At 40.9% G+C, this 16766-nt stretch carries 13 protein-coding genes and 2 pseudogenes; 10 read left to right on the top strand and 5 right to left on the bottom strand.

Translation table 11 applies throughout. From position 1 onward, the window contains the following. The first annotated feature begins 185 nt into the window (after positions 1–185). The 3 genes from U2718_RS18905 to U2718_RS18895 all read left to right on the top strand — a co-directional run bounded on the left by U2718_RS18905 (position 186) and on the right by U2718_RS18895 (position 3778). Positions 186–581: a VOC family protein gene (locus U2718_RS18905; protein WP_341996055.1), complete on the top strand. Its 396-nt coding sequence runs from the start codon at positions 186–188 to the stop codon at positions 579–581. A 6-nt stretch (positions 582–587) separates the two neighbouring features. After that, positions 588–2252, top strand: a complete 1665-nt coding sequence (locus U2718_RS18900; protein ID WP_341996302.1) for an FAD-dependent oxidoreductase — start codon at positions 588–590, stop codon at positions 2250–2252. Between the two features lie 113 nt (positions 2253–2365). After that, the gene (locus tag U2718_RS18895) at positions 2366–3778 is read left to right on the top strand and encodes an ATP-binding protein (protein ID WP_341996053.1); all 1413 of its coding nucleotides are present in this window, start codon (positions 2366–2368) and stop codon (positions 3776–3778) included. Here U2718_RS18895 and U2718_RS18890 read toward each other — a convergent pair. Beyond that, complete coding sequence (locus tag U2718_RS18890; protein ID WP_341996051.1) at positions 3775–4944, bottom strand: vWA domain-containing protein; 1170 nt, start codon at positions 4942–4944, stop codon at positions 3775–3777. The genes U2718_RS18895 and U2718_RS18890 overlap by 4 nt on opposite strands. 388 nt (positions 4945–5332) lie before the next feature. Here U2718_RS18890 and U2718_RS18885 point away from each other — a divergent pair, with 388 nt between their 5' ends. From U2718_RS18885 to U2718_RS18870, 4 genes and pseudogenes are all read left to right on the top strand, one after another. Beyond that, positions 5333–5968 (top strand): Clp protease N-terminal domain-containing protein, encoded by a 636-nt coding sequence (locus tag U2718_RS18885; protein WP_341996049.1) that lies wholly within the window; start codon positions 5333–5335, stop codon positions 5966–5968. A 436-nt stretch (positions 5969–6404) separates the two neighbouring features. Further along, positions 6405–6605: pseudogene (locus U2718_RS18880) on the top strand (ATP-binding protein); the annotation flags it as partial. A 156-nt stretch (positions 6606–6761) separates the two neighbouring features. After that, a complete protein-coding gene (locus U2718_RS18875) occupies positions 6762–8153 on the top strand; it encodes an ATP-binding protein (protein WP_341996047.1) in 1392 nt (463 codons plus the stop codon). Between the two features lie 54 nt (positions 8154–8207). Further along, a complete protein-coding gene (locus U2718_RS18870; RefSeq protein WP_341996045.1) occupies positions 8208–9188 on the top strand; it encodes an aldo/keto reductase in 981 nt (326 codons plus the stop codon). A 61-nt stretch (positions 9189–9249) separates the two neighbouring features. Here U2718_RS18870 and radC read toward each other — a convergent pair whose 3' ends face one another. Together radC and U2718_RS18860 are read right to left on the bottom strand one after the other, a co-directional pair. Continuing rightward, positions 9250–9984: a RadC family protein gene (radC, locus tag U2718_RS18865; protein WP_341996043.1), complete on the bottom strand. Its 735-nt coding sequence runs from the start codon at positions 9982–9984 to the stop codon at positions 9250–9252. A gap of 390 nt (positions 9985–10374) precedes the next feature. Continuing rightward, positions 10375–11307: a phosphoribulokinase gene (locus U2718_RS18860; RefSeq protein ID WP_341996041.1), complete on the bottom strand. Its 933-nt coding sequence runs from the start codon at positions 11305–11307 to the stop codon at positions 10375–10377. A 494-nt stretch (positions 11308–11801) separates the two neighbouring features. Between U2718_RS18860 and U2718_RS18855 the strand changes: the two genes are divergently transcribed. Next, positions 11802–12464: a class I SAM-dependent methyltransferase gene (locus U2718_RS18855; protein WP_341996039.1), complete on the top strand. Its 663-nt coding sequence runs from the start codon at positions 11802–11804 to the stop codon at positions 12462–12464. A gap of 39 nt (positions 12465–12503) precedes the next feature. After that, the gene (locus U2718_RS18850) at positions 12504–12668 is read left to right on the top strand and encodes a hypothetical protein (protein WP_341996037.1); all 165 of its coding nucleotides are present in this window, start codon (positions 12504–12506) and stop codon (positions 12666–12668) included. 56 nt (positions 12669–12724) lie between these two features. On the opposite strand, the gene U2718_RS18845 is transcribed toward U2718_RS18850, so the two are convergent. Next, positions 12725–13594 carry a rhodanese-related sulfurtransferase gene (locus U2718_RS18845; protein WP_341996035.1) on the bottom strand — a complete coding sequence of 290 codons (870 nt, stop codon included), beginning with the start codon at positions 13592–13594 and terminating at the stop codon, positions 12725–12727. A 131-nt stretch (positions 13595–13725) separates the two neighbouring features. Beyond that, entirely contained in the window at positions 13726–14655 is a 930-nt protein-coding gene (locus tag U2718_RS18840) for a ParB/RepB/Spo0J family partition protein (RefSeq protein WP_341996033.1), read from the bottom strand. 1655 nt (positions 14656–16310) lie between these two features. Here U2718_RS18840 and U2718_RS18835 point away from each other — a divergent pair. After that, positions 16311–16766: pseudogene (locus U2718_RS18835) on the top strand (polysaccharide biosynthesis protein); the annotation flags it as partial.

Raw genomic sequence — 16766 nt, 5'->3', positions numbered from 1 at the left:
TGTTTATCTGTGTCCATCTGTGGTCGTTATTACCTAAAACTTGGAATTGTTTGCAAAAATACTCCTTAAAGTTGATTTACTCCGTTTTTAATAACGAAGATGATTACAAACAAATCTGCATAGAAACTTACTAAAAGAGGCGATCGCATAATTTAATCGAAGATTGCAGCAGAGGTACACCAGCAATGAAAACAGGTTTAGCATACACAAGATTACTAGTCAAAGACTGGAAAGCTAGCTTTTTATTCTACAAAGATGTGATGGGATTTGATGTTGCTGTCGAAGATGAAGAAGATGGATATGCCGAGTTTAAAGCCGGAGATATGAAGCTAAGTATATTTCGGCGACAAGAAATGGCGCAACTAATTCATAATGCCGATAAGCCACCTCATGCTGAATGTCAAGATAATGTAGCATTAATTTTTACAGTCCATAATGTGGAAGAAGAATATCAACAATTAAGATATAAAGGTGTGAAATTTATCGCACCACCCATGAATAATCCCTACTTCGGAATCAAAACGGCTTATCTTCGAGATCCCGACGGAACTCTAATCGGTTTATACCAGCTTTTAGTGTGAGGGAATATAGTGAAACCAGCGATCGTAACGGTTGACGATGATCCAGAAGTTTTGCAAGCAGTAGTAAGAGATCTGCGGCAGGAATATGGAGAAAACTATCGTATATTGCGTGCTGATTCTGGTGCTAGCGCTTTGGAAGCACTCAAACAACTCAAACTCCGGAACCAGTCAGTAGCACTATTTTTGGTAGATCAACGAATGCCGCAAATGTCTGGTGTTGAGTTTCTCGAACAAGCCATGTCAATATTTCCAGACGCAAAGCGTGCTTTACTTACTGCCTATGCAGACACCGATGCCGCGATTCGCGCCATCAACACCACAAAAATCGATTACTATTTAATGAAACCGTGGAACCCGCCAGAAGAACGGTTATATCCAGTTTTGAACGATTTGCTTGATGACTGGCAAGCAACATTCCGCCCACCCTTTGAAGGTATTCGTGTAATTGGTAACCGTTGGTCGCCTCATTCCCATCAAGTTAAAGACTTCCTAGCACGAAATCAAGTGCCTTACGAGTGGATGGATATTGAATTATCGAAGGAAGCCGAACAGCTAGTCGAATACGCTGATTGCAATAAATTACACTTTCCCTTAGTTATTTTTCCTGATGGCTCTAAACTGACACAGCCAACCAATACAGAGATTGCCGAGAAAATAGGATTGCGAACCCAGGCGCAACAGCCATTTTATGACTTAATTATTGTCGGCGGCGGCCCTGCCGGACTTGCAGCCGCAGTGTATGGTGCATCCGAAGGGTTGTGCACGGTGATGATTGAACGAGAAGCCCCAGGCGGACAAGCCGGAACAAGTTCACGTATTGAAAATTACCTTGGTTTTCCCGTAGGCTTAAGCGGAGGCGATTTGGCGCGTCGTGCCGTTACCCAAGCAAGACGTTTTGGTGTGGAAATTCTTACACCGCAGGAAGCGAAAGGCATTCGCGTCGCAGATCCATATCGATTTTTGCAGTTGTCAGATGGCAGTGAAATTAGCTGTCATGCGATGATTTTGGCGCTAGGTGTGGCGTGGCGGCGATTGGATGTACCTGGAGTGAACCGCTTGACTGGTGCGGGTGTTTACTATGGTGCAGCGCAGTCGGAAGCGATGAGTTGTAAAGACGAAGAAGTTTATATAGTCGGTGGGGCAAATTCCGCCGGACAAGCAGCGATGTATTTTTCTAAATATGCTCGCCATGTAACGATCTTGGTAAGAGGCGACTCCTTGGGTATAAGTATGTCTCAGTACTTGATTGACCAAATCGCCGATACACCAAATATTACCGTCAAAACGCAAACTAGCGTCATTGAAGCCAAAGGTGAAACATCTTTAGAAGCAATTACTCTCAAGAATAACCTCACTGGTGAAACACAAACAGTTCCTGCCACTTCACTATTTATCTTTATTGGGGCAGCACCCCGTACTGAATGGTTAGATGGTGTGATAGAACGAAGCGATCGCGGTTTTATTTTAACAGGGCCAGATTTGCTGCGCGACAAACAGCACATTAAAGGATGGAATTTGGAACGCGATCCCTATTTGCTAGAAACAAATATTCCTGGTATTTTTGCAGTGGGTGATGTGCGTCATGGTTCAGTCAAGCGTGTTGCTTCGGGAGTAGGTGAAGGTTCAATCTGCGTTCAGTTCGTACATCAATATTTGAGCAAAGTCTTGTAACGGACAATCTTACTCACTTACTCAGCGTTCCTCCGCGTTTACTCTGCGCTCCTCTGCGTTTAAAGTCACTTACTAAATAACCCAAATTTAAACAAAATCAATCAGGAGTTGTCATGCTGCACGATCCCAACCAGATGACGCTGTTTCCTAAATTGCCAGATCAAGCTTTAGAAGAGATGAAGCATTATGGCACCCAGATCCAACTCAACGCAGGGGATGTGCTGTTTAACGAAGGTGACTCTAACTACAGCTTCCACGCAGTTTTAGACGGCGAAATCGAGATTACCAAACAAGTCGGTGGCGAGACGAGACTGCTTGCTATTCATCGTCGTGGTGAATTTGTCGGTGAATTATCGATGCTGACTGGTTCGGCTTATATTGTTAACGCTCGCGCGATCGCATCCACTCAGGTACTGCGAATTGATATCGACACCTTTAAGCAAATTCTCACCGATTGTTCACCCTTAGCAGATGTCATCCTGACTGCGATGGCGGGTAGAAGCAAAGATTTAGAAGCACAACTGCGTCAACAAGAGAAGATGGCAGCCTTAGGTAAACTCTCAGCAGGTTTGGCACACGAATTAAACAATCCAGGAGCAGCGGCGCGACGGGCAGCATCATTATTACGCGAGAACTTCCAAAACTTGCAATCTCTAACTCTAGGGCTAAGTTGCCTGACAAAAGAACAACTTAATTTACTGGTGGCAATTCAAAATCAAGCAACAGAATACATTGCGACTGCACCCAAACTAGATCCTCTTACCCAAAGTGATAAAGAAGACGAAGTAACGGATTGGCTAGAAGAACATGATGTAGCTAATGGTTGGAAACTTGCCCCCACATTTGTTTCTGCCGGATTAGATTCTGGCAAGCTTGATATTATTAGCGATCGCATCCCCTCCGACTCACTTGGCAAGGTGTTGAATTGGTTAGAAACTGCACTGTCAGCAACAGGACTCATCAACGATATCGAACAGAGTACAACACGCATTTCTGAGCTGGTGAAAGCAATTAAAGGCTACACCTATATGGATCAAGCTCCCCTCCAAGAAATAGATGTGCATGAGGGAATCGAAAACACTTTGCTGATTTTTAGTTGTCGGATCAAGAAGGGAATCATTATTCACCGCAACTACGATCGCACTCTGCCACGCATCTGTGCTTATGCAAGCGAACTCAATCAAGTGTGGACAAATTTGATTGACAATGCCATTGATGCAATGGATGGCAAAGGCGATTTAACTGTTAGCACTTATAAAGACAATAACTGTCTTGTAGTAGAAATAGCTGATACAGGAATTGGCATTCCGGAAGCGATACAATCTCGTATTTTTGAGCCATTTTTTACTACTAAAGGTGTCGGTAAAGGCACCGGTTTAGGTTTAGAAATTACTTACCGAATAGTTGTCAATAGACACAAAGGTGATATTCATGTTGAATCTAAACCTGGTGATACGCGCTTTCGCGTGCGTTTGCCTATCATTCAACCTGTGAAGAACTCATGTGAAAAAGGCGAAATAAATTAATCTGACACATCAAGCGAATTCCTTTTTCGCTTGAACATAGCCATTCCAGCAATCAAAGTTCCCATTACCAGCAGTCCAATTACAGGTGAGTTTTCAGGAACTTTGACTGTAGAATCACCGCCCCCTGAGAGAGTTCCAGTAATATCAAAGAGGGCTTTAGTGATATCATTTGCGGAGCTAGTATAGTAAACTTTACCAAGCGTTTCTTTAGCAATTTTTTCATAGAACTCAGCGCCCCATGTATTGCCACCAGCAAGAATTGTAAAAATTCTGATTGGATACAGCCTTTTTACTAATGGGGGAGTATCCTCATTTGAATTTGCATCTGTGGCTTGCTCAACAGCAAACATATTTGCTGAAGCAGAGCTAAAGGGACTCATTGTTTGTGTAGAGGAAAGAGCTAATGGATTACCAGTTCCTACGTTAGCAAAACGAGCAGCAGCAATCACATCTTCGGCTGTGTAGCCTGTATAGGTTTCAGGATCATGCGGAGGAGCGTCTGTTAGAAGAATGATTGACCGACTATATGCATCTTCTTCCCATTCGCCAATACCTTCTCCTTGAATTGTTCTAATCAAGGCTGAGTAGGCTGATTCAGGTGTATCACCACCACCACTAACTGAGCTGAGACTGTTAATAGCGCTTGTAATAGCAGCTTGATTGCTGGAAAAGGGTAAAACAGGTCTGTAAGGATAGTCTGAGCCGCCAAAATCTTTATAGTCGGTTACCGCAACACGATAGTTCAATCCAGAAACATCTAGTTTGTTTAGAATGTCTTTAGCAGTTTGTTGTACGGTTCCAATGTAAGAACCCATACTGCCCGTAGTATCAAAGACAAAAGCGAGGTTGGGATTGGGAATATCACACAATGTTGATAGTAATGGGACAGCAGCATGACGAATAAGGGGTGGGTTTGGTGCAAAGGCAGTAAGTATCGCAGTCAGTTGGGCTGTAAACGGAGCTATACCTTCAGGATCTGAATAATTCACAATTCCAAAATCGCCCCTTGTTCCTCCTACATAAACCTGATCAATTGATTGAAATGAAAGGGGATCATCATCAAAAGTGATGCCACCATTAATTCCATATACTGATGGAGATTTAGGATTTAATGTGAACTGCCACGATGCTGTTGTACTCGTAGCATTGAAGTTGGCACAAGCCAATGCTACCTCGCATCCCCAAATTCTATGTCAACTGAACCTGCAATTGCAGGAGAAGCAACTAGGCTAGTCAAGACAGAGACTAGTGGAACGATAGCAGGTAGTAAGCAAAGCTTGTTAAATTTCTTCCATAAATACATCGAATGATTACGGGATTTCATTTGTTGCTGTACTGGATAACTTTCAGATTTGGTAGAGTGCATAAATTAGGTGAAAGCGTATTGCTTTGAGATTACTATTTCAAACTATTTCTTTCTCCAAATAAGTGTCTACAAGATTCTTTTAAATTTTATTCAAACTTTAAGAAGTTGCAAAATTAATAAATCCTGTGTACAAATGACTACGTGTTGTTATTATTCTGAGCCAAAATTTATAGAAGAGTTCAGTATTTTTGCGATATCAATTAATTACGCAGATAAATGTTTTTAGTATGTTATTTGAGCGACTTGACAGCCAAGGTTTAAAGGCAGTACTTTTTGCTGGAAATCAAGTATTCTCTCAACAGTATCACTCTGTTGGAACAGAATTAATTCTATTAGGTTTAATTGCTCAGGAGAGTTCTGACGGGAATGAAACTTCCTCTGATACAGAGACAAATTTAACTTCATTTAATTCACTTAATTTTTTTCAAAATCGAAATATTACATTAGCAAGAGTTCAAGCAGCCATTCGTGATGTTTTAGTGCCTATTGATACTGACTTGTCGGAATCCACTTTGGTTGTTTCTCCACCATCTACACAAGTAGTTGAAGTAGAGGCTAACTATACAATTGCTTCGTTTGCTTTTAACGAAGGAGTGGGTTTCTCTGAAAGAGCAATTCGAGTCCTTACAAGAGCGGAAGAGATAGCTGATCGAGGTAAACAACGCTTTATTAGCGCTTTCCATCTCCTTCTTGGACTCCTTGAAGAAGGTCAAGAGTTAATTGATGGTCAGCCTAGTAATGCAGTGAGAATCTTAGAATATTTGGGTGTTAACTTACATGAACTTCAAACACAGGTCATACAAACACTGCAACACCAGGATTGAAATACATGGTTGTTAAGTTTTTGCTAAAAAGTGATTAGACAGTGAGTAATTATTAGACAAAAATCCTGATTTTTGTACTGAATTTCTTAATTTAAATAAAATACATAGTATATAAGTATGTCCCTCGATCCCTAAACCTCCTTACCAGTTCCGTTTCGTAAGCGAACTCTACAGAAGTGCGTAATTGGTAAATCTAAAACGCAATATAAAAAGTGACTTCAATAAAATTAAGGGAGTTGGGTGCAAGGATCGCGTTTCAAACGAAACCCTTGTTGAAATGCCTGTGGTTATCGCCTCGGCATCAATACCAGTGAGCGATAAAGTCGAGCTAAGAACAACGGAACCTTTTTTGTTTTTTGCCGCCATTTTACCTCCAAAATAAAGGTGTAGTCATTTTTCGGGGGATCAGCCGCCGAATAGTTTATAGACTATGGGTTTTGAACCATTTTTTACTACTAAAGGTGTTGGGAAAGGCACCGGTTTAGGTTTAGAAATTACTTACCGAATCGTTGTCAACAGACACAAAGGTGATATTCATGTCGAATCTAAACCTGGTGATACGCGCTTTCGCGTGCGTTTGCCTATCATCAAACCTGTTGACAACTTGTGTAAAGAGGGCAAAGGGCAGTCACAATAAAACAAGTTTCACCGCCAGGCATAAAAAAGAGACATGGGGACGCGGGGAATCGTTCTTTCTCCGCGCCTACCCTCCGGGCGTCTAATGCGTCTGGTGCGTGAGATAAAATTCATCCCCTTAAATAGACATGATATTAATTCCAAACTCGGTTTGATTATGCTTGACATCAACACTTTACGCCAAGTCCCAATCTTTGCAAAACTACCGGAACCAAGGTTGCAATGGCTACTGGAACAAGGACAAGAGGTATGGTTGCAACCAGGTGAAATTCATCGCCATCAAGGCGATCGCGCCAACCATGTTTTTGTGTTGCTTGAAGGTCAAGTGCGAATTACAAAAAAAGTCGGTAATGAAGAGATTTTGTTGGCAACTTACGAACCGAAAACCCTGTATGGCGAATTGCCTGTTTTAATGGGTCAAGAATACTTCTGGGCAAGTGGTTCTGCTGTGACTCGCTGCCAGATTTTTGAATTGCCAAACCAGGCATTTTGGGAAATGCTTTCGAGTTGTACTTGTGTCATGACCGCAATTCTGCGCACGATGGCAGAAAGGTTGCAAGAAGTACAAACGATATCACAGCATCGAGAAAGAATGGTAGCATTAGGCACTTTGGCAGCAGGTTTGGCTCACGAGTTGAACAACCCTGCCTCAGCCAGCCGCCGAGCTGTAGGACAGTTACGTCAGACAGTGCAAGTATTGCAACCACTAACAATTAAGCTGAATCAGCAGGAAATGACTTGCGCACAAAAAGCGTTTCTTGCCGACTTGCTGCAAGATGCGATCGCCCGCGCTAAAACAGCAGTGCAACTCGATCCGCTAACCCAAAGCGATCGCGAGGATGAAGTCATGCAATGGCTGGAAATGCACAACATTGCCAATGCGTGGAAACTTGCTCCTACCTTTGTTTCCGTTGGAATAGACACTCAATGGTTGGAGAATATTAAGCAGAATATAGGTGGCTTGTTACTTAGTAATGTCCTCACTTGGATAGAGGTAACGCTGCAAGAAATAGGTTTGTTAGAAGAAATAGATCATTGTACTGCGCGAATCTCCACTCTTGTTGAAGCTGTTAAAGATTATTCCTACATGGATCGAGCACCTTTACAGGAAATAGATTTACATGAAGGTATAGAAAGTACTTTAACCATCTTGAGTCACAAGCTGAAGCAAGGTCTGGTAGTAACGCGGGAGTATGACTGCGAACTGCCGCGTATTAATGTCTATGGCAGAGACTTAAATCAAGTTTGGACGCATTTGATTGACAATGCTATTGATGCTATCAATGGGCAAGGTCAAATCTGGATTCGTACTAGTTGCGAAACTGACTTTTTGCTAGTGGAAATTGCTGATAATGGGCTTGGCATTCCCCCAGAAATTCTGTCCCATATCTTCGAGCCGTTTTTTACTACCAAAGGAGTAGGTAAAGGTACAGGATTAGGTTTGCACATCGCCTATCGCATTGTTGTGGGACAACATCATGGCGATATTCGGGTTTTTTCTCAACCAGGAGATACGAGGTTTCAAGTGCGCCTGCCAATGAGTTTGTAATGAATTATTGGCATTAGAGAAAAATACAAATTTTAGATAAAAAGGAAAAAACCAATGAAGACACGAAAATTAGGCAAACAAGGGCTTGTTGTTTCCGCTTTGGGACTTGGTTGTATGGGTATGTCCGAGTTCTACGGCGAACAGGATGAAACTGAATCAATCGCCACTATCCACCGCGCCCTAGAACTTGGTGTCAACTTTCTTGATACCGCCGATATGTATGGCTACGGCGCCAATGAAGAACTTGTGGGCAAAGCGATCGCAGGCCGTCGAGACAAGGTAGTATTGGCAACTAAATTTGGTATCCAACGCAGTCAAGACAGCAGTTTCCGGGGAATCAACGGGCGTCCGGAATACGTTCACCAAGCTTGTGATGCCTCGCTGAAACGGCTTGGAGTTGACTACATCGACCTCTATTACCAGCATCGTGTCGATCCGAACGTACCGATTGAAGACACCGTGGGTGCAATGGCAGAACTCGTACAGCAAGGTAAAGTCCGCTACTTGGGACTGTCGGAGGCAGCACCGACAACTATTCGCCGTGCCAACACCGTTCATCCGATCGCAGCCTTACAAAGCGAGTATTCTCCATGGACGCGCGAGCCAGAAGATGAAATCTTGCCGACTTTGCGAGAATTAGGGATTGGCTTTGTACCTTACTCTCCTTTGGGGCGGGGATTTTTATCTGGACAAATTACCAGTCCTGATGACTTGGCTCCAGATGATTTTCGCCGTACTTCGCCTCGTTTTCAGGGTGAAAACTTCCAAAAGAATCTACAATTAGTAGAACTAGTGAAAGCGATCGCGGCCGAAAAACAAGCAACCCCCGGTCAGTTGGCGCTGGCATGGTTATTGGCACAAGGAGAAAATATCGTTCCAATTCCGGGAACTAAGCGCCGTCAGTATCTAGAGGAAAATATTAAAGCCGTAGAGATTGCTCTGACACCAGAAGACTTGCAACGTATTGACGAAGTCGCTCCCAAAAATGTGGCAGCAGGCGATCGCTATGCGGACATGAGTACGGTGAATCGATAAGTCAAGCTATAAATGGCAAGGGTTCAAGAAAGAACCACAGCGGCACTCCACTTTTCCAGTTTCATGAATCTCCCTGGGGGTACTCCTCCCACAAGGTTGTAATTTCCCGCAAACTTTGATGATTGCCATTACCTAAAATTAAATGATCTAGCAGTGGAATACCCAAAAATTGCGCCCCTGCTAGCAACTGCCGGGTAAGTTCGATATCTTCGCTACTAGGTTCAATGTTACCTGAAGGGTGATTGTGTGCAACTATTACTTGTGTTGCTCCTTGGCGAATCACTTCTCGAAAAATTTCGCGAGGAGGTGCTAAAGTTTCGGTGGCAGTGCCAATAGTAATTACCTGCGTTCCCAGCAAGCGATTTTTTACATCCAACAGCAACACTGCAAAACGCTCATTTGTTTGCCACATTAAGTCTTGGCTAAGAGCAGCAGCGGCAGCAGCTGGACTATCAATCACTGTCCGATCCGAAGGACGAGACTGAAAGGCACGTTTACCTAATTCAATTGCTGCTAATATGGTAGTTGCTTTTGCTGGGCCAATGCCAGGAATTTGCATTAATTCAGCAGCGCTAATATCTCGCAGCACTGCTAATGGATCGCGATCGCATTTACTTAATTCGTGTAATATATATTGTCCCAAACCCACAGCAGAGAGTTTTCCCGCTCCTTGCCCGGTGCCAAGCAGAATTGCAATTAATTCAGCAGTGGATAAAACTTTAGAACCATGAGCCAACAACCGCTCTCGCGGACGCTCGGTTTCAGGCATATCAACAATTCTGAGACAATAAGTCATAGCAAACTCAGGGAAATACACTCGCAGAGTATCTATACTCTATTTATCCCCTGAAGGCTCTCAAAATATAACCGATTTGACTAAATATTTAAAATTTTTGCTAAAGGCTAATGGGCTACTAAGTATCTAAACAAAATTAATTACACATTTTTTTGCTGTTCCCTGTTAAGAGTTCCCTGTTCCCTTGCCTCTACCCATAACTTTAATTTTGCCTAACCACTTACCTCTACGCACAACTTTCACATCGCGCATCTCGACTTAATACAAGAGCGGGCGATCGCACTACCATTTCACAAAAACTTTGATCCAAATACAGAGAGTAGAGACGCGAAATTACCCTACGGGAACCCCCGCGGTGTACGCGTCTCTACATTCTTTTTCACAAGATGTCTAATGTATTTGTGTTGCTTTGAGCATATGGTAAGTAATCAAAAGCTGGGTAAGGGCGAGGGGATAACTTTGAATTGTTTCCCCAGTGGTGCCAGCAACTTTGCCTAACTCTGGATTGCTGTCGCGATCGCATATGCTCCTCAAGTGAGGCATATCCGAGCAAATTAGATGTTCTAACTTATTGACTTGTTCTAAAGTAGCATGACCGTCAACTTCTAAAACATCAACAGGTTTACCCATATCCCGATCTAATCCCAAACGAATTGCTGACATAGAATTGTGATCGAGACCAAGAATTTGGGTAAAATTCGGATGAGGAATGGTTGGACGTAAAACTAAACGCACGTTTAGATGTCCGTTAACTTGATTCAAATCATCGTTAGGCGGGTAAAAACTTATTACTATATCTGACCATTGTCTTTGCGGACGAATAAACTGTTCTGAGTCTGGTTCTCGCTTTTCAAGTTCTGCTAACACCTGTTCTTCTGTATAGCCCCGTTTTTGTGTATCTCGTTTAACTTTCCAGGTAGCACGTAATTCTTCAGGGGGTGCGAGATAAACTTTTACGTCATAGGAATCACGAGCTGTACGAGTTGAATAACCAAGTAATCCCTCAACAATCACGAATTTACCCGGTTTAATGTAAACTGGCGGCTCAAATGTACCTGTTTTGTGACTGTAAACAGGCTTGAGAATAGGCTGTCCTATTCTTAGCAGTGACAAATGCTGCTGCATAACATCTAGATAGTTGCAGTCGGGGTGAAGAGCTGTTATACCAATTTCTGCACGTTGTTTGCGATCGTAGCGGTGGTAATCATCTGTACAAATGATTGTCACATTTTCTGGGCCAAGCACCTGAGCAATCCCTTTTGTCAGTGTGGTTTTTCCAGCAGCACTGTCACCAACAATACCAAGAATAATTGGACGGCTCATGCTTTTCCCCCTTGCAAGTAGCAACTACAGTAAAGTGCAATTTTGGATTGTATGCTAGTTTACTAATTCTAGAAATTTGTGAAATATAACTCAAGGAGTAGAAAGAGTATTACTAGGCAAACTAATCACTAAAGATTAAAAAAATCATCTGATAATCAAAGGTTGTTGTCTTTGACTACAATTTATGTCGAATTTTGTAAATTAATTAACTATGATTATAGATAACATTTAAGATGATCAGAACATAGTTTTTGTTGGATCTTTTTATTTGTTATTTAGACTACGACTGCTAGCTTACCCGTAATCTAATTTCCTTCCATATAGTGGTGTGTCTTTACAATCTAATCAAATTTAAATATTTGATCACGATTGAGGTGATGCTTACCTTCTGTCACTGCATCCACAATACTTAGAGTTTAATAAAAGCTTCAAGCTCGCCTTTGTTTGTCCAAAGTAAAATCTTTTACGGAACTCAGGATTAGCGATCGCGTTTTATGGCAAATAAGACTATTGGACTAGACAAACACCTTTATAACTACTTGCTCTCCGTATCTCTACGGGAACCAGAAATTCTCACCCAACTGCGACAGGAAACGGCACAGCATCCAATGGCTGAAATGCAGATTGCACCTGAGCAAGGACAATTTATGGGATTGCTGGTGCGGTTAATTGGGGCAAAGAAAACATTGGAGATTGGTGTATTTACTGGCTATAGTTCTCTGGTAGTTGCATTGGCATTGCCAGTAGATGGCAAAGTAGTGGCTTGTGATGTTAGTGAAGAGTACACAGCTATTGCCCGTCGATACTGGCAGCAAGCAGGTGTGGCAAATAGAATTCAATTACACATTGCTCCAGCCTTAGAAACGCTAGAGCAGTTGTTAGCAGCAGGCGAAGGAGAAACCTTTGATTTTGCCTTCATTGATGCTGACAAAAGCAATTATGAGAATTATTACGAATTGGCTTTGCAACTTGTACGTCCGAAAGGATTGATTGCAATCGATAATGTGTTATGGTCAGGTCAAGTAGCCGATCGCAACATTCAAGACAATCGCACTAACAAAATTCGTGCTTTGAATCAGAAACTACATCAAGACCAAAGAGTTACGATCAGTATGATACCAATTGCAGATGGCTTAACCCTAGCTATGAAAAATTAAAACTTAAGAATTATGTATAGAAACTGAGAGTATTAAATCTTGCAATCAAGTGACACGTTGACTCAGACTAGCCGCAACAGCATGATTGACAAGCCGCTAAAGCAGATTGGTTTTTTACTAGAAGATATGAGTATCTGTAGCGATCGCATTTACTCCAGATTATACGCAGACATCAGCATCCGGTTGAGCACTGTTAAATATTAAGAACTTGGAAAGATGCATCGTAACTGAATCGAGCAACAGCGATCGCCAAGCTACTGTTAATTTTGTTGGCGCAGTTTTTCCTGCTGGCGTTTTCTTTTCTCCTCTGTCAAACTATCAAAACAGTAGGGACAAGAAATTCCTTCCTCGTACTTTAAAGAAGTGCGATCAACTTCTGAGATCGGATGCCCACAGCTAGCACACATTTGGTGGGTACCAGATTGCAAACCGTGACTCACTGCCACGCGTTCATCGAAAACAAAACACTCTCCTTCCCACAAACTTTCTTCTGCTGGAACTTCCTCTAAATATTTGAGAATACCACCTTTGAGATGATAAACTTCTTGAAATCCTTGGGAAAGCATAAAAGCCGAAGCTTTTTCACAACGAATTCCACCAGTACAAAAGAGTGCTACCTTCTTGTGTTGATTCGGATCAAGTTGCTTGCCAATGTAATCCGGAAATTGGCGAAATGATTCCGTCTTGGGATTTTGCGCTCCTTTAAAAGTGCCAATACTCACTTCATAATCATTGCGAGTATCAATCACTGTCACTTCTGGATCGCAAATAATGGCATTCCAGTCTTTGGGGCTTACATAAGTTCCCACACCTTCATTCGGGTTAACTTCGGGCAGCCCAATAGTGACAATTTCTTTTTTTAGACGTACTTTCATCCGCTCAAACGGTGGGGAGTCAGCAGAAGACTCTTTGTGTTCCAAATCAGCAAGGCGCGGATCGGAACGCAAAAAAGATAATACTGAGTCTACACTCTGACGGGAGCCAACAATTGTGCCGTTAATACCTTCTTGTGCCAGCAGAATCGTTCCCTTAATGCCTTGCACTTGGCAATAGGATAGTAAAGGTTGTTGTTTCTCGATCAAATCTGGCAGGTTAACAAATTTATAAAATGTAGCAACAACTAACGTCATTTCTAGCTCTGTGGGAATGAAAAATACAAGATCAGCTATTGAGCAATATTCATCTATATTATCTTCCCTGTTTTGAGCGCAAAGTAGATACAGCTTCCAAGCTTGCGATCTACTCAGTTAGCTTTGTCAGCTTACTCTTCTGACACTAGTGCTTGCAACTGTTCCATGAGCCTCTCTAGTGATTCGCGCTTGGTAGGATTATCCCAAATTTGTGATTTATCCAGCAGACGGACAATTGTACTCATACGATTTTTTAAGGATGGGTGCCTATCGTCATTAGAGCTTGCAGTTGTAAGACTGACGAGCCGTTCTTTGATCTGAGAAAGCGAAAGTGTTTTGGCGATCGCTTCTTCTAGCAGTACTTGTCTTTGTTCTTTATCTTTAACTCTAGCAATGACTAGAGCTTTAGTATAAGCTATCTTTCCTTGACGTAAAGCTATCAAAATCTCCTCAGATAAATTAAGTAAAGGCAGGCGACTACTGACGAAAGACTCCCAACTCATCAGCCCTAATCCTCTAAACACTTCTAGTACAGCTTGCCCTTGTTCACTGCCCAAAACGTTTTGGGTATTTCTATGTTTAGCTTCATGCTGCATCTTATAAAGTAATTTAGGAATATTTTGAATTTCTAAGTTCAGCTTAATTGCCAATAGTTGCAGAATACCCTCTGTTTCCTCAACTGGATTTAAGTCTTCTCGTTGTAAATTCTCGATTAAGCTAATCTGCAATGCTTCTTCGTCGTTGAGTTGGCGCACTATAACAGGAATTTGTGATATTTGAAGTTCTTTCGCCGCTCGATAGCGTCGTTCTCCACTGACTAACTCATACATCTCATTATTAATGGAGCGAACTAAAAGTGGCTCAAGAATGCCATGCTGCCTGATTGACTCTACTAATTCTTGCATCTTCTTAGGCTCAAAGTAGTGTCGAATTTGCGCTGGTGGCAAAAGTATGTTCTCAATTGCTACTACTGTAGTAGTCTGTATTTTGTTTGATAATGTTTGGTTCAACCATCTAGTTATGTGTGGTTTGATTTCTAGTGTTTTATGCTGGTAGATCATGATAATTTTGTGAAATACTAAAGTTTTCTAGCTTGCTGCATCTAAAAAACACTCCTAGTCTCAAGCATTAAACCATTAATGCTTGTGCTCATGAAAATTCTTATGTTCGTTCCATCAACCTTGATGATTAATTCTCAGTAAGTTTACAAAAGGCTCACTGAATAGACCATTTAATAATGGTTCCTAATCTCTAGACACTTATCAGCACTCTTTATGGCTCTAGTACTACTGTCAGTGCTGTTGGATTGATTACCTATTTATATAGAATACTCCCCCAGGGGATATATAACGCAGTTAGAAAAAATAATTTGTGTTTTTGTTGGCTCAACTTCATACCATCGATGTAGTCGAGATAGGGAGAAGCAGTTTTATAGATTAAGGATCAACAACAATATATCGCAATATCGCAATATCGCAAAGACGAGCACTTGCAACGCAAATAGGACTTACGCAAAATTCCTCTAAAACCCTCTTTTCTTCGTGTTCTCTGTGTTCTCTGCGGTTGGTTTTTCCGTAACTCATGCGTAATTTCTGGCAAAGATAACCGATAATTTTTTTGTGCTAGTAGTGAGCATTCTATGACATCTAGTATCTTATTGCTGTTTGATACTCATATGCAACATAAAAATCATCTATCATCTTCTAAATTTGGCATAAATACTTTCTATTTTTCTTAATTATAAATTTCTCTGAAAAATAAAGTTATTGCTTGCTTTATCTTCAATTTTTTAACTATATCAAAGTATTTCTATCAATATAAACAATCTATTTAGTTATGCTAATTGCTAGCATATGTTATGCTAGTTGCATCTCAATACCTATCTAGATACTCAAAATACAACAAATTGTAAATTAAAAGTATTGATAGAGTTAACAATCAGCTAATCTGAATTTTATGAAATCTTCTAAACAAGCTTTTGCTGTGTGTACGTCCTAAAAATCTTCTTCAGCAAAGCCTTTAGATAATCTTTTTATCAATGCATTAACGAAGATGGCATCATCCTTGTTAGAGGAGGTTGATAATGAAAAAAAGCGATATTTATTTATCAATTGATTCAGACCAATTTTAAGAAAATTATTAATTTCCAATGTGATTAGGCTTAAAAGTGGTAGTTTTTGATTGAGTCTAGATATAGTAACTAAAAAAGTTTTTTTGCAGATCAGCAAATCAACATAGTTTAAAAGCGCTTCTTAGCCTTTAAGCTCTGCTGGATAATTTTTAAATATGTTGTATGCATTTGCGACTCAGTTATTTGATAAAAATCCAATTCTTGAGGATGAGTTACTTATGTATATATTCAAGATAGTTATTGTGGTGTGAATATCAACTAAAATGATTGTCAGATCCAACTACTATACTTTTGGTCAGGTTGATTTAACTTAGATAAGTGCATAATATAACTTTGAGAGCATTTGAGATAGTCATCAAACCAAAACAGACATCTGTCAAAGATATTTGATTTGAGTTAAACAGGACAATAAGTGAATGGATACCAGTTTTGATAATAAGAGCGACAACTGCAAATTTCTTTTGCTGTGTATTTTTACTACAAGTTTCGCAATAATTAATAAAATTGGTTATACCAATTTGCTTTGTCTAGACTTGGCTATTTGTAGCTAAGTAATAGTCTTTAGCGAATTGAGGTTTTCAAAAAATGAATGTTTTCTTTATTGTTTCTCATTGGTTAATACAGAAATCAAGCAATATATTACTTGATAAATTGCTAAAAGTGAGAAACAGGGATTGGTTAATAATCGACATCATTGTTTTTGCCGCTACACCCCTATTAGCTTTGATTCTGCGCTTAGATGGAATACCTAGCCTAGAAGCATATCTATCAAACTTAGCATTTGCCACAACACTATTTTTGCTCATCAAACAATTCATTTTATGGAGTTCTGGCTTCTATCGCCGTTACTGGCGCTATGCCAGCATTGAGGAACTCACATATATCGCCATGTTGATGGCAGCAGCGATCATCATACAGTCGTTTTGTTTTGATGTAATTCATAGCATCCCAAACTCCGTTTTAAGTGGACTTCCACGTTCATTGCCATTAATTGATGGACTACTTTCGTTTATTTTGATCGGTGGGTTACGTTTCAGTATT

The organism is Chlorogloeopsis sp. ULAP02 (assembly GCF_038404745.2).
Classification (GTDB): Bacteria; Cyanobacteriota; Cyanobacteriia; order Cyanobacteriales; family Nostocaceae; genus Chlorogloeopsis.
Note: the sequence above shows the minus strand (reverse complement) of the source record. Positions and strands in the feature narration are given on the sequence as shown.